The organism is Lactococcus formosensis (genome assembly GCF_037892375.1).
Lineage (GTDB): Bacteria > Bacillota > Bacilli > Lactobacillales > Streptococcaceae > Lactococcus > Lactococcus formosensis.
The window spans coordinates 1,085,023-1,100,348 of record NZ_CP141721.1 but is presented as its reverse complement, the minus strand read 5'-3'; the positions used below and the strand labels follow the sequence as shown (position 1 = coordinate 1,100,348).

The window sequence follows — 15,326 nt, the reverse complement described above, 5'->3', positions numbered from 1 at the left end:
CATTACACTGCGCCTTCCTCCTTTTTATCATTCAGGTCGAGTTGTTGATAATTCTGGAAACTCTTCATCTATGACTGGAGCTTTGCGCTCACGACGTTCAAACTTAGGACCAGACGGTTTTTCTTTCTGATAGCCACGCGAACCATTTCCATTATTTCCATTGCGGCGTTCACGTGTTTTATGTTCAGGTTCCACATAGCCTTCCGGTTTTTCTACCAGAGCACGTACTGATGCATCGACACGACCTTTGTCGTCAACTTTTATAATTTTGACCTTAATAACATCGCCGATATGTAACGCATCTTCAACTTTGTTGGTACGTTCCCACGCAAGCTCTGAAATATGCACCATTGCATCAGTATGGCCAAAAAGATGGACAAATGCTCCAAATTTCTCAATCCTCACTACCTTGGCCTCATATACATCACCCACCTTAGCTTCGCGGACCAATTCTGTAATGATTTCTTTCGCACGGTCAATAGCTGCCTGATCAGGTGAAAAGATTGAACAAAGTCCGTCTTCATCGATGTCAATTTTGACTCCTGTTTCTTCGATGATTTTGTCAATCGTTTCGCCACCCTTACCAATAACAACTTTAATCTTGTCCGTATCAATTTTAATCGTATCAATTTTAGGCGCTGATGGCGCAAGATTTGGACGGGGTTCTGAAATTGTTGCTTCAATTACATCTAATATTTCAAAGCGCGCACGTTTTGCTTGTGCAAGTGCTTCTGCCAAAATTTCGGCGGTTATTCCTGAAATTTTGATGTCCATTTGTAGAGCAGTAATACCCTCTCGTGTACCTGCAACTTTAAAATCCATATCGCCAAAGTGGTCTTCCAAACCTTGGATATCTGTCAAAATAGTGTAGTTGGAACCATCTGAGATTAAGCCCATAGCAATTCCAGCTACAGGTGCTTTGATGGGTACTCCACCAGCCATCAAAGCTAAGGTGCCTGCACAAATCGAAGCTTGAGATGAAGAGCCATTTGACTCCAGTACTTCCGCAACCAAACGGACAGCATAAGGAAATTCTTCTAGCGAGGGCATAACTTGCTCAAGTGCACGTTCACCAAGTGCCCCATGCCCTACTTCGCGACGACCTGGAGCACCATAACGTCCAGTTTCTCCAACTGAATACTGCGGAAAATTGTAATGATGCATAAAACGTTTTTTATATTCAATGTCTAAGCCATCAATAACTTGTGCTTCACCCATCGGGGCCAAAGTCAAAGTTGACAGGGCTTGCGTTTGTCCTCGTGTAAAGAGAGCTGAACCATGTGTAATTGTATTTGGTGTAAAATCAATTTCGGCTTCTAATGGACGAATTTCATCAACTTTACGACCATCAGGACGGATTTTATCTTCTGTGATCAGTCGACGTACTTCTGTATGTTCCATTCCTTCCAGAATTTCAGCAACATCTCGCATAATTCGTTCAAATTCTTCATGATCAGCATAGGTTGTTTCATATTCTGATTTGACACGATCTTTAACGGCTTGAGTGGCTGATTCACGCGCAAGCTTTTCTTCCACTTGGACAGCAGCCTGCAGATCTTTATTATAATCTGCAATAATTTGAGCTTTTAGGGTTTCATCAACACGTAAAAGTTCAACTTCCGCTTTGTTCTTACCTACTTTAGCTACAATTTCATTTTGGAAAGCAATCAATTCTTTGACCGCTTCATGCCCTGCAAGCAAAGCCTCAAGCATGATTGTTTCTGATAGTTCTTTTGCACCTGACTCAACCATGTTAATCGCATCGATATTTCCAGCAACAGCAAGATCCAAATCAGACCTCTGCATCTGTGCAACATCTGGATTAATGACGATTTCTCCATCTACATACCCCACTTCAACACCCGCAATCGGACCATCAAAAGGGATATCTGAAATGGCGAGTGCTAAGGAACTTCCAAACATCGCTGCCATTCGTCCACTCGCATCCTCGTCATAAGAGAGTACAGTATTGATTACTTGCACTTCATTTCGAAAACCTTCAGCAAACATCGGACGTATAGGGCGATCGATTAAACGAGCGGTCAAGGTAGCATAAGTTGATGGTCGTGCTTCACGCTTATTAAAGCCCCCTGGGAATTTTCCAGCAGCATACATTTTTTCTTCGTAATTAACCTGCAAAGGGAAAAAATCACCATTCGCCATTTTTTTCGACATAGTCGCTGCAGTAAGTATGGTTGTGTCTCCATAACGAACGACGACTGCACCATTGGCTTGCTTGGCAACCTGGCCTGTTTCAACAACAAGTTCGCGTCCTGCAAAATTCATTTTAAATGTTTCTTTTGTCATGTTTTCTCCCACTTTTCGAAATTTCTGTGCTTCTCATTTCTATCCAAAAATCAATTTTCTTTTTCACAAGTAAACTCATTTTTGTATAGAAGAGCACTGTGCTCATTATACTATATTTTCAATGATAAAAAAAGCTTCACAAAAGCAATCTATAACGGTTTTAAGCGGTAATACTTTCAAAAAGAAAACGTTCACTTTTTCTGTTATCTTCGCACATTTTCTCATTCGTCTTTCTTAAAATAAAGAGTCCCCTAAATCGTGCTATAATAAGAGTAATTTTAAAAACTCAACTGAAAAGGAAACGTCGATGCGAGTCGTTAATTCATTACGAAATTCATCTTTGACAATAATTCAAAAAATTATTGGGATGATTCTGGGATTTGTTACCCGGACTGTTTTTATCTATACCCTAGGAATTAGTTATCAAGGTCTCAATGGCCTCTTTACGAGCATCCTCTCTATGCTTTCTATCGCAGAGTTGGGTATTGGTAGTGCCATCGTATTCAATATGTACCGCTACATTGCTGAAAAAGATATTGAAACCATGAAATCCCTGATGAACTTTTATCGCACTGCTTATCGTATGGTCGCTGCGATTGTGACCCTTTTAGGCTTGCTTCTCCTTCCCTTCCTAAACTTTTTTAGCTCTTATCAAGGCATTCATGATAATATCTTTATCATTTACCTCCTCTTTTTAGCTAATAGTGTTGCAGGATATCTTTTCAGCTATAAGCGCAGTATTTTATATGCGGATCAAAAAAACTATGTTGTCAATATCTTTGACACGCTTTATACCTTGATCGTCAATATTGCTTATATTATTGTCCTCTTCGCTTTCAAAAGTTTTGCCCTTTATCTTATTTCTGCGCTCCTTCTTTCCATTATCGAAAATCTTTTTATTCAAGCCTATGCAGATAAGCGTTATCCTTGGCTTAAAGAAAAAGAAATTCGAAAGTTAGATCCAGAAATTTTGCAGCGTTTCAAAAAGCAGATTTACGGCATGTTCTATCATAATATCGGAACATTTGTCGTTATGGGTTCGGACAGTCTCGTTATCACCAAGTTTCTTGGGTTAACGACAATGGGACTATACTCTAACTATAGCTTAATTACTGGGAACATCTCTGGGCTGCTTATGGCAGCTCTCGGTGGTTTAACTGCTAGCATTGGTAATCTCCTCACGGAGAAAAACACTGAAAAGTCTTTTGATGTTTATAAAAATCTCAGCTTTGCTACTTTTTGGATTTTTTCAAGCGTTTCTTCTGCTATATTACTCGCAATGCAAGCTTTTATCGCGGTATGGCTTGGTGATAAGTTCACTTTGAGCTTCCCTGTTTTACTCATGATAGTTTTGAACTTCTATGTGTTAGGGATGCGTAAACCGATTCGCCTTTTTCAAGATGCTTCTGGCATTTTCTATGAAAATCGACATATTCCGGTTATCGGCGCGGTACTGAATCTTGGACTTTCCTTGTTCTTTGTCACTTTTATGGGGCTCACTGGGGTACTCCTCGGCACCTTCTTAAGTACTCTAATCCTCTATGGTTATAGTTTCCCTAAATATATCTATTCGCCACTTTTTGAGCGACCAATTTCGGTTTATATTATTGAGCAGCTTAAATACTTTACTATTTTTGGTGGCATATTACTCTTAAGTAGTGCCTCTACTTTACTGTTAAATCAAATACATAATAATTGGTTGAATCTAATGGCTAGCATCTTTTTGGCTCTGATTTTACCGAATGGACTTCTCTTTTTTATCTATCACCGAACTTCTGAATTCCAATATTTCAAGTCGCTTCTCTATCGTATAGTCAAGCGTACATAAATAATAAAAATCATATCTATAATAGATATGATTTTTATTATTAAGGACTTCAAATATCTAATTTATAAAGCTTCTTTAGAAACGCATAATAAGGCAATGGGATTTTAAAAAGACTTTTGAGAAAACCTACCTTCCAACTCTTATGAAAATCTCGCATAAACTGATGCGGTTTTAATATATATGTGATATGTTTTTGAGGCGCGGCTAAATAATAAAGCTCCCCTTCATTTTCAAAAGTTAAGCTTCCCAACGCTTTAACCTCTGATAGTATTGGTCTTTTTATTGTTTGTTCAAAACCACTAAACCAAAAATTAGAATCTTTCTCATACCAGTAAGGGCTGTCTGATGGTAACTCTTCTGAAAAATTTTTCACAAATGTCAAAGCACCAGTCTGTATTGCTAAAAGATCAGCCAGATCCTCGTTCACTTTCTCATGAAAGAAGTTTTCCAACTTAGGATAAATTCGATCTCCTTCTTTTTTAAACCCTATACAAGAACCTTCTTGAGGCTGGAAAAGCCGCTCAAAAATTGGAAAGTTCAAGCCCATAAACTTATAGTATGCTTGATTATGATTGCTATCAAAAAGATAGCCTTGACTCTTTTTCAAGGAATCTGTCTTTACTTTGGGTAAAATCCCTGTATAATAGCCTCTTATGCTGCTTATATTTAATTTTTCTTTTAAGGAAAAAAGAGCTTTTTGTAAGGTTCCATGCCATCCTATATCGAAAATCGCAATATCACCTTGTATCTTTTCTTGCTTAAAATATTCTTGGAGCAATTTTGCTTCTTGATGACTGTTCTGTAAAATATTGGGGAAAACTTGCTCTAGTGCTGCACGCGCTTCAGGATGAGCCAAAAGATCTTGCGAATTATTAAATACTGTATCAAGCAGTGATTGTGGAAATTTTTTTACGTCTTTAGTATTTAAGCCTAACTTTTTTAAAGTTTTACCAAAACTTGTTTTCAGATAAGGGTACTTGGTGAAAATTTCTTCCACATTCTGACATTCAGTCAAGGCTGGAACGGCAAAACTACGACGAGAAGCATAAATATAACTGCTTTCAACACGTTTACCCTCAAATTCACTTGCTTCAAAAAGTAAATCAAATGCTTCTTTAACCATATATCCGTCACGTGCCAAAAAAAGAACTCTTTTTAAATCCTGTTTTGTTATTTTCTGGTAAAGCCAAGCACTCATCCCAAAGAGATAAGGTCCAAAAATACGATAACCAAATTTATAATATTCATCGTCCTGAGATTCTAAATGATGAGCAATGTGTTGCTCTACGTAATGATCATACACTTCCCTACCTCACACTATCTCTTAAAAGCAAATAAAATATCACGTAGACGGCCGCTCATTCCATCATAATAGTTCCAATCTTTAACAATCTGCATTAATACACTCCAGAATTTATTATCGCGTGCCATTGAATGACGCTTAACATAAAAATCATAATAAGCCTTTACTCGTGGTGCATGGTTCGAACCCCGTTCTTGCAAGACATGATACATTACATCATAGAATCCGACAAATTTATAGAGTTCATCCACATGTACTTGCTTGGGGGAATGTACAGTTAAAAGCCTATCTCCCGTAGCATTACTATCATGTAGTAAATGTGTACCTACCACATGGTTCAAATTATAGCCCGTCTCGGTTAAGCTTGATAGAGCGGCAACGAGTACATCATGGGTAATATTATATTCGGGTTTCCAATATTTTACAATATCAGCAATAAATTTTCGACGCATACCAACTACCCAGCCAACACGATAAGAAGAATAGCCAAAACGAAGTGGGTACTTTGAAAATTCTTGATTCTGATCAAACTTAAAATATGTAAACCAACGCGGCAAATCTGCCACATCTTCGGAAACTTTTTTTACCTCTATATCTGCTGAAAGTAGCTCCATTTCAGGATGCTCTTCCATGACCCTGACCTGTCGAAGATTTTTATCCAGATGCCAAATATTATCCTGGTCAGAAAAGAAAGCTATATCAATATCGTAATTTAAAGTATCGACTAAAAGCTGACGAAAGTTTAGACGCCAACCAATATTCACATCATTAATTTTAATGATCCAATTTTCCAAATTATATTTTGCAATATAATCCTTTAAAAACGCCACAGTATTATCTGTCGAGCGATCATCTCTAAAAAGAACAAAATCGGGCTTCAGTTCCTGCTCCCGAATCGTATCCAATTGTTTTTGTAATATTTTTTCGCCATTGTAAGTGGCGACAAGTACAGCTGTTTTAGTCATTTTTATCTTTCCAATACCATCGATAGTAACTGTGGTTACGTACTGCTCTTTTTTTCGGAGGATTACGCCAATCTCCATAGAGTTCACTCAAATAAACGTCATGATTTTTGATTTTCTTGAGCTTTAAATGTTCAAAATCAATATCCTCATATTCTGTAAAGATGCCTTTATCAAAATATGCTGTTTTCTTTGGCGGCGACCACACAAAATTACAGAATTTATGTTCTTCATCATTGTATTTTTGCATCAAAACATCAACTCGTTCAGCCAGTACACGGCTACGTCCCTTATAACGCAAATGGTAAGGAAGCCATAGGAGAGATTTCGCAAAAAAATAAATACGCTTCTCAGAACTTGCATATGAAAGTCCACTCGGTGCTGATGAAACGAGTTTAGTCACTGCTGTGCGGACTTTTTTCTTGAAATGTTCACCTTCAACTTTGTCCTCAGGCAAACTATCCAGAGGAAAAATATCAATAAAAAGTCCAGTCCCTTTATTCAAAGTATCTAATTCACTTACAAAATAAGTACGATTATCATATAATTTAGCAAAAGGGAGATAAGCGGTATGGTTCTTATAATACAAAAGTGTAAAGTGTTTAGGTAAACCTTGCATAAGCGCTTCCATTAAACGCTCGTAGTTGGGACGCGTTAACATCATATCGATATCATCATCCCAAGGAATATACCCCTTATATTTCACCGAACCAAGCAATGTCCCAGCACTAATAGAGTATTCTATATCTTGTTCACGACAAACTTTGTCAATATAAGACATGAGCCCTAGCTGAACATCACGTTGCTCCTCTTTTGTTATTTCTTTCATTTTTCCATATCCTTAGTCGCAATTATAAGCCATATAACACCTTAGTATAGCAAATTTATGATTCTTCCTCAATATCTGTCTTTATTTTGTTATACATATGTTATAATATGTAGATAAAATTTCGTTTTAGTGAGAAGGCTTTTTCTAAAAAAGAAAAAATGATGACTAAAGCCAAAGTGCATCATTTCGCTCAATAAAAAAATGCAACGTCAATGTTGCACTTTTTTTATGATTTTTTCTTCACTCGAAAATTTCTATTTTTATTCGTGTTTTTTGTCCATCTCTTGCCAGAATTTATTTTTTTCAAGCATATAATCTACAACGTCCGTCTGGTAGAGCTGCTCTAAAAAGCTTCTCGATAGGACATTCTTTGCTTTCCCTTGTTTTAAGATTCTTCCTTCATGTAAAACTAAAATATTTTCCGAAAAAGACAGGGCTAAATTAATGTCATGAAAAACAGCAATAATGATTTGATTTTGAGCAAAATACTTGTCAATATTACGCAACATTTCCAGTTGGTAATAGATATCCAAATGATTATTGGGTTCATCCAGTAAAACAATCTGTGGATTCTGCAACAATGTCCGAGCAAAAAAAACATGCTGCAATTGACCACCAGAAAGTGTCGACAGCTGCTGATCTTTTATCTTATCCAAATCAAGTTCCGTCATCACTTGTGCTAAGCGAGCCTTATCCTGGGCACGCGCTACTGCCATAAATCGCTTCCTCAACTGAGTATAGAGTCCCATCATCAAGGTTTCATAGACAGAGTAAGAGAAATATACAGATGTATTTTGAGATAAGAGGGCTACTTTTTCAGCTAATTCAATTCTTTTTAGTGTGGACAAAGATTGTTTATTAATCTCAATTTTTCCTTGGTACTTTAGCAGTCCAGCTAGACTCTTCAGTAGAGTCGATTTACCGCTACCATTCGGGCCTAAAATCGCTAATCTTTCGCCTGCTCCGATAGAAAAATTAATATCAGAAAGGATTTCTTTCCCAGAATACTCAACTTTCAAATTTTCAACTTTTAACATTTCATACTTGTCCTTTTCTAAAGAAAATGTAACAAAAGAACGGTGCACCAATTAGCGCTGTTACTGCTCCTATTGGTAATTCTCTTGATTGGAGAATACTTCTTGCTACAGTATCTGCAAGAACACAAAGCAAACCTCCTACAAGTGCTGAGCTTGGTAGAACCCATCTATGTGTCGCACCAAACATTCGTCGAGCGACATGAGGCGCAACCAAGTCTACAAAACCAATCACTCCCGTCAAGGCTACACTAGCTCCTGTAAGCAAAGTTGATAAGCCAATTAAGATAATTTTCGTACGCTTGACTTCCACCCCCTGACTCAGAGCAAAGACATCACCAAAACTCAAAATATCCATTTCTCGATGAAAGTAAATCAAGCACAAAAAACTAAAGATAAAAGTCAGGGATAAGAGCTTAACATTTTCCCAAGAAGCTCCTGAAAAACTGCCCAATTGCCAGAAAATAATGCGCTGCATATAATCTGGCGAAAAAGTCATCAATAAAGTAAAAAAAGAATTGATAAATAATGAAAGTACCATCCCTACCAAGATGATCGTCTGGTTGTCTAATGCTTGAGAAAATTGTTGGGCAAAGAGTAAAACAACAAAAACTGTCAAAAGGCCAAGAGAAAAGCCACCAATACTCATCATAACTGATGTACTCATAAAATTAATACCTAATAACATCACGGCTGAGGCACCTAATGAAGCACCTGACGAGACACCTAAAGTATATGACGAAGCTAAGGGATTTTGCAAAAGAGACTGCATCACTGTTCCACTAGCCCCTAAAGCCAAACCAACAAGAAAGCTAAGTAAAATTCGTGGCATGCGCACTTCGAGAAGAATACTTTGTAAAAGTGATGCAGTCCTATCACCTCTCCCCATCATAATATTCACTAAATCGCCTACTGATATCGGAGCACTTCCTATACGAAGACTAAGAAACATTGCGAGTAAGGAAAGTCCTAAAAGTAGAACAATAAGACTCACTCTCTTCTTATTTGAAATTTTTGAATTCATCAGGATATACCGCTTTTGCCATTTCTCTCATTGCTTGTACTATATGTTGATTAGGGAGTGAACTTCTTTCGTTATCAATAGAATACACAGCTTTATTTTTTACAGCTTTAACTTCTTCCCAACCTTTCATCTTAAGAATATCATGAATAGGATCTGGAACATATTCTACATTGGTCAATATCACATCTGGATTGGACATGATTGCTGCTTCTTCTGAAACTTTTATGGCTCCTGTTTCTTTCGCCATAACATTCTCAGCTCCAATCGTTTCAATCATTTCATTGACATAAGTGTCCTTCCCCATGCTATAAATTTCTGGTGAGGCCGCAATTTCAAACAATACTCTTTTCTTCTGTCTTATTCGTGTTGCTTGTTCTCTAAAAGCAGTGATGTCTTTTTCCATCTGACCAGCAAGTTGTTCCCCTTTTTCTTTTTGATTTAAGGCTGTTGCCACAAGACAAATATTACTTTCAATTTCTTTAAAGTTCTTTTCTGTGGGCAGGACAACAACTGCCGTTCCTTTATCTTGCAGTTTTTTGATTTTATCTTCCGATTGAAACATAGTCAAATCACTTACAAATAAAAGCTCTGGCTTAAGCGCCATTATTTTCTCGAAATCTAAGTTCATCAGATCTGTCTGTTGTACTTTTTCCAAACCACTAACATACTTGGGGCTTTGAGTATCTACAGCAATAAGTTTGTCTTTTTGTCCAAGATCATTAATTATTTGTGTCACTGCTGGTGAAAGTGACACAACTCTTTGGATACTGTTCGGAACTTTTATCTTCTTACCTTGAGGTGTTGTAATTTCAACTTTTGATTGGTTTGCTTCCTGAGTTTCATGATTATTGTTGGCACATGATGATAGACTGACTACTATAAAGAGTAAAGCAGTTATCGTTAATATTTTCTTTTTCATTTTTATCTCCTCATTCAAAAAAGCCTCGCTTAAGCAAGGCACTTTATTTTTCTCTTATTTTTGAATACACAAAAAAAGAAAGAAAAATAAACAAAAGTCCTTGATAGCTTCTATTTACTCATCAACACTCAAAGATCTGGCTTAGCTTATAGCATCACAGTAGACTAAGGACTGCTGAGGAATCACACCCCATTCCATGATTGTTGCTGCTCTTTTATTATTTCTATTTTATGCCAGCTCGAGGCATAATATCCCTCTTATTTTACCATGTCTACACTTAACTTCGGTAGCTAAAACACTTGCTTATCCTATGCAACATGCCAAATAAGAAGGCAGCGCTAAATTTTTAACACCATATATTATAAAATTCCACATTATAATCTTTGTTCAGGTAACGTGAAATCTTTCACGTAAATAGCGCTATGAAATCCCCCTCAAATTTGATAGAATAGACATATCATAATATTATAGGAGAAAAACTGTGACTTATTCTGACGCACAACTTAAACTTTTTTCACTGAACTCAAATCCTGAATTGGCTGAAAAAATTAGCAAAATTATGGATGTTCCTTTGGGGAAAGTGACTTCAAAACAATTTTCTGACGGAGAAATCATGATCAACATGGAAGAAAGTGTTCGTAATCATGATGTTTATATTATCCAGTCAACAAGTTGTCCCGTCAATGATAACATTTGGGAATTGTTGATCATGATCGATGCTTGCGTCCGCGCTTCTGCACATTCTGTCAATATCGTTATGCCATACTTTGGTTATGCGCGTCAAGACCGAACTGCATCAAGCCGTGAACCTATCACAGCCAAGCTTGTAGCTGATATGCTCGTCAAAGCTGGTGCAGATCGCTTACTCACTTTAGATATCCACGCCGTTCAAGTGCAAGGTTTCTTTGATATTCCTGTAGATAATCTCTTCACAGTTCCGCTCTTCGCTGAATACTACATGAATCAAGGATTATCTGGCGATGACGTTGTTGTAGTTGCTCCTAAAAACTCAGGAATCAAACGTGCGCGTAGCCTTGCAGAATATCTCGAAGCTCCTATTGCCATTGTTGACTATGAAGATGACGACGCGAAACGTGAAAATGGATATATCATCGGTAATGTTGAAGGCAAAAAAGTTATTCTCATTGACGATATCCTCAACACAGGTGTAACTTTCTCAAATGCTGCTTCTGTAGTACGTGAAGCAGGTGCTGAAGATGTTTACGCTGTAGCAAGTCATGGTCTCTTCACCAACACTGCTGCTGACTTGCTTGAAAAATCAGGAATTTGCGAAGTCCTCGTTACCGACTCTGTAGCGACTAAAAATCGCAAACCTAACAATGTAAAATACCTTAGTGTAGATAAACATATGGCAGATGCAATTCTTCGTATTCACGAAGGACGTCCTGTATCTCCACTCTTCAAATTTGATAAAAATCAAGACTAAAATCTACTCTGAATAATATTTCAGTTCATTCATCAACCAGCTCTTAGCTGGTTTTTTTATATGAAAAAAGCCACGCTGGCAAGACGGGACTTCACATTCAGGAAATTTTAATCGATATTTTGATTTGCCGTATTCAATATAACATATCTTCTTCCGCATGGCATTACCTTTTGTTAACACAGCTGGCGATGATTTCTCCTCCCTCTTTTTCAATGAGCTCCTTTTTTGATACGCTTGAACTACGCCCCTAAAATAATTGCAATTAATGCCGAGGTATCTTCCCTTATATTTTTTCTTCCTTTTCTTTAAAACTACTCAACAGATTTAAATTTATTATATTCTCCATGTTTAGACTGCTCCACATCATTTTAAAAACTATACTTTGGCCTTTGTCAGTGTTATAATTGGTATAGGCAGATTACAATAATATAATTAATACATCTTTAAAAAGTCACCTCTCTGCCTAGGTGGCTTTTTTCATATCGTATCATGCATTCGGTAACTCTTTTCCACTAACACTCTCCATTTTCCTCAAAATTCAGCAGAAGTGTTCGAAATTACAGAAAAAAAATATAAAACATGGTAATATAGAGGTAATGGGAACTTACGATTGTCATTAAGCTTTCGTATAGAGTATATAAATGAAATACATGCATTTATGAAAGAGGTCGAGTCAATATGACCTTAGCTCCCCTTGAAATAAAACTTTTGAAAGAAACTCGAAAGAGAGGAAAAAAAAATTATATATCTAGATAATGCCGCAACAACGCCTATACTTCCTGAAGTTGTTGATGTCATGACAGAAGTTCTTGCTAACAATTTTGGTAATCCATCCAGTACCCATACTTTTGGTCGTCAAGCGAGCCAAATCGTACGTCAAGCACGAGAAACAGTGGCCAAAGTACTAGAAGTTTCTCCTGGAACAATCACTTTTACTTCCGGCGGAAGCGAATCCAACTCCACTGCTTTGGTCGGTTATGCTTTAGCTCATCGTCAAAGCGGGAATCATATTATTACCACTGCCTTAGAACATCCCTCCGTACTTAACGCACTTAACTATTTGAAAACCCGTCATGGCTTTGACGTTACTTTTGTTCAGCCTCAAGCTGATGGTTCTTTTCCTGCTCAGTTAATTGAAAACGAACTACGGGAAGATACGATTCTCGTTTCAATGATGATGGCTAATAATGAAACAGGTCAACTGCTTCCAATCAAAGAAGTTGGACAACTTTTAGAAAATCACCAAGCTGTTTTTCATGTTGATTCAGTACAAACAATGGGGAAAATCCCTGTACATCCAGAAGAGCTAAAAATCGATTTTCTTTCAGCTAGTGGTCATAAATTTCATGGTCCAAAAGGAGTCGGCTTCCTTTATCATCGTTCTGGTTTACAATTCGACAGTATCATCCACGGTGGTGAGCAAGAAGAGAAGCGACGTGCAGGTACAGAAAATCTCCATTCACTTCTGGGTATGGCTAAAGCGCTACAAATAGCTACAGATAATATGAATGATAATTATACACATGTTGAAAAGCTAAGAGCTTTACTTTTTAAAAATCTTTCAGATATCGAATACTACACACACGAATTTGGTCCTAGTATGCCACATGTTGTGAATATCGGCTTTCCAGGAAAAAATCATGATTTATTACTGGCAAAACTTGATCTAGCTGGTGTAGCAATTTCAACAGGTTCAGCCTGTACGGCTGGAACGGTTGATCCTTCGCATGTTCTCGAAGCTGTGTACGGAAGTCAATCACCAAAACTTAAAGAAAATATTCGTGTATCTTTTTCAGAACTCAATACTGAAGAAGAAATTAATAATTTTGTTAATGCACTAAAAGAAAGGGCACTATAAAAGATGGCTTTTATTACTGAAAAAAAACTTGAGGGCTGTAAATACAGCTATACCTTATCGCCAAAAGTTAAAAAATTTACACTCAAAGACACAACTTTTTCTCAAAATAATATCGGAAACTTTGAGTTTAAACGTATACTTGAAGAAGTTCCAAATTCTGGTCAAGGCTTCCTCCTTAAAATTATTATTAACCCTGATTTAACAGGCTTTAAACTATCAGTTACTGATAAATCAGGATTACGCAATGTGAATATCTTTAAAAATGCCAGCGAAATTATCCAAGAAAAATTTTATTTCCAAATGGATACCTTTGTTGATCGTGACATTTTTATTAAAAACAAAGCCTAAAAAACTCCCTATCCTAATAGGAGTTTTTTTATATCTCCCACCCTTGAAGAAAATCGTTACAAAAAAACCTCACAAACTGTGAGGTTTTTAGGAAGTAAGATTACTTCAATAATTCTTTATGAATTATGCTTTGATTTCAGCTACGATACCTGAACCAACAGTACGTCCACCTTCACGGATAGAGAAAGTAGTTCCTTGTTCGATCGCAACTGGGTGGATAAGTTCAACGTCGATGTGAACGTTATCACCAGGCATTACCATTTCAGTACCTTCTGGAAGTTTAACTGAACCAGTAACGTCAGTTGTGTGGAAGTAGAATTGAGGACGGTAGTTGTCGAAGAATGGAGTGTGACGTCCGCCTTCTTCTTTGCTCAATACGTAAACTTCACCTTCAAATTTAGTGTGTGGAGTGATTGAACCTGGTTTAGCGATAACTTGACCACGTTCGATTTCATCACGTTGAACACCACGGAGAAGTACACCAACGTTATCGCCGGCAAGACCTTCTTCAAGTGTTTTACGGAACATTTCGATACCAGTAACAACAGCTTTTTTAGTGTCTTCTTTGATACCAACGATTTCGATTTCGTCGTTGACTTTAACAGTACCACGTTCGATACGACCTGAAGCAACTGTACCACGACCAGTGATTGAGAATACGTCTTCGACTGGAAGCAACAATGGTTTGTCAGTGTCACGTTCTGGAGTTGGGATGTATTCGTCAACGATATCCATAAGTTCTTCAACTTTAGCAACCCATTGAGGTTCACCGTTCAAAGCACCAAGAGCTGAACCAGCGATTACTGGAGTATCGTCACCTGGGAAGTCGTATTCTGACAAGAGGTCACGAACTTCCATTTCAACAAGTTCCATAAGTTCTTCGTCATCAACGAGGTCAGCTTTGTTAAGGAATACGATGAGGTATTTAACACCAACTTGACGTGAAAGCAAGATGTGTTCACGTGTTTGTGGCATTGGTCCGTCAGTTGCAGCAACAACGAGGATCGCACCGTCCATTTGGGCAGCACCAGTGATCATGTTTTTAACGTAGTCCGCGTGACCTGGAGCGTCGATGTGGGCATAGTGACGTTTATCAGTTTCGTACTCGATATGAGCAGTGTTGATAGTGATACCACGTTCGCGTTCTTCAGGTGCAGCATCGATAGCTGCGAAATCAGTCGCTTTAGAGTAACCTTTGTCAGACAATACTTTAGAGATTGCAGCTGAGAGGGTAGTTTTACCATGGTCAACGTGTCCGATAGTACCAATATTTACGTGCGGTTTGCTACGGTCGTAAACTTCTTTAGCCATTTTAAAATGTCTCCTTTGAGAAAAAATATATTTTTTATAGGTAGCAGTGCCATTACACAAACTACCGTTCCTTAACATTATACTGGATTTTCGCTGTAATTGCAAACTTTATTGCTATTTATCTGGCTTTTTTTGGCTTTTCGTAGTAAAATATAT

Annotated in this window: 12 protein-coding genes; 4 read left to right on the top strand and 8 right to left on the bottom strand. The window is 37.5% G+C overall.

All coding sequences use genetic code 11. The features are described 5' to 3' along the window. Window positions 1–27: 27 nt before the first annotated feature. Entirely contained in the window at window positions 28–2,307 is a 2,280-nt protein-coding gene (gene pnp, locus VNN39_RS05350) for a polyribonucleotide nucleotidyltransferase (protein ID WP_338996924.1), read from the bottom strand. 307 nt (window positions 2,308–2,614) lie between these two features. Here pnp and VNN39_RS05345 point away from each other — a divergent pair, with 307 nt between their 5' ends. Next, on the top strand, window positions 2,615–4,135 hold the full coding sequence (locus VNN39_RS05345) for a lipopolysaccharide biosynthesis protein (RefSeq protein ID WP_338996922.1): 1,521 nt from the start codon (window positions 2,615–2,617) through the stop codon (window positions 4,133–4,135). A gap of 49 nt (window positions 4,136–4,184) precedes the next feature. On the opposite strand, the gene VNN39_RS05340 is transcribed toward VNN39_RS05345, so the two are convergent. The 6 genes from VNN39_RS05340 to VNN39_RS05315 form a co-directional block, all read right to left on the bottom strand. Further along, window positions 4,185–5,258, bottom strand: coding sequence for a glycosyl transferase (locus VNN39_RS05340; protein WP_338996920.1), 1,074 nt, complete (start codon window positions 5,256–5,258; stop codon window positions 4,185–4,187). A 194-nt stretch (window positions 5,259–5,452) separates the two neighbouring features. After that, the gene (locus VNN39_RS05335) at window positions 5,453–6,481 is read right to left on the bottom strand and encodes a glycosyltransferase (RefSeq protein WP_243415556.1); all 1,029 of its coding nucleotides are present in this window, start codon (window positions 6,479–6,481) and stop codon (window positions 5,453–5,455) included. Continuing rightward, window positions 6,396–7,229, bottom strand: a complete 834-nt coding sequence (locus VNN39_RS05330; protein ID WP_213496907.1) for a LicD family protein — start codon at window positions 7,227–7,229, stop codon at window positions 6,396–6,398. Before VNN39_RS05330 ends, VNN39_RS05335 begins: the two co-directional genes overlap by 86 nt. A 260-nt stretch (window positions 7,230–7,489) precedes the next feature. Next, entirely contained in the window at window positions 7,490–8,266 is a 777-nt protein-coding gene (locus VNN39_RS05325) for an ABC transporter ATP-binding protein (RefSeq protein WP_338996916.1), read from the bottom strand. 1 nt (window position 8,267) lies between these two features. Then, entirely contained in the window at window positions 8,268–9,287 is a 1,020-nt protein-coding gene (locus tag VNN39_RS05320; RefSeq protein ID WP_338996914.1) for an iron ABC transporter permease, read from the bottom strand. Beyond that, window positions 9,265–10,206 (bottom strand): ABC transporter substrate-binding protein, encoded by a 942-nt coding sequence (locus tag VNN39_RS05315; protein WP_338996913.1) that lies wholly within the window; start codon window positions 10,204–10,206, stop codon window positions 9,265–9,267. The genes VNN39_RS05320 and VNN39_RS05315 overlap by 23 nt, the downstream gene beginning before the upstream one ends. A gap of 481 nt (window positions 10,207–10,687) precedes the next feature. Here VNN39_RS05315 and VNN39_RS05310 point away from each other — a divergent pair, with 481 nt between their 5' ends. From VNN39_RS05310 to VNN39_RS05300, 3 genes are all read left to right on the top strand, one after another. Continuing rightward, a complete protein-coding gene (locus VNN39_RS05310) occupies window positions 10,688–11,653 on the top strand; it encodes a ribose-phosphate diphosphokinase (protein ID WP_017370369.1) in 966 nt (321 codons plus the stop codon). A gap of 739 nt (window positions 11,654–12,392) precedes the next feature. Beyond that, window positions 12,393–13,511: a cysteine desulfurase family protein gene (locus VNN39_RS05305; protein ID WP_338998094.1), complete on the top strand. Its 1,119-nt coding sequence runs from the start codon at window positions 12,393–12,395 to the stop codon at window positions 13,509–13,511. Between the two features lie 3 nt (window positions 13,512–13,514). Next, window positions 13,515–13,859 carry a DUF1831 domain-containing protein gene (locus VNN39_RS05300; protein WP_213496901.1) on the top strand — a complete coding sequence of 115 codons (345 nt, stop codon included), beginning with the start codon at window positions 13,515–13,517 and terminating at the stop codon, window positions 13,857–13,859. Window positions 13,860–13,982: 123 nt separating this feature from the next. Here the strand turns inward: VNN39_RS05300 and tuf are convergent, their stop codons facing one another. Beyond that, a complete protein-coding gene (gene tuf, locus VNN39_RS05295; protein WP_017370373.1) occupies window positions 13,983–15,170 on the bottom strand; it encodes an elongation factor Tu in 1,188 nt (395 codons plus the stop codon). Between the last annotated feature and the right edge of the window lie 156 nt (window positions 15,171–15,326).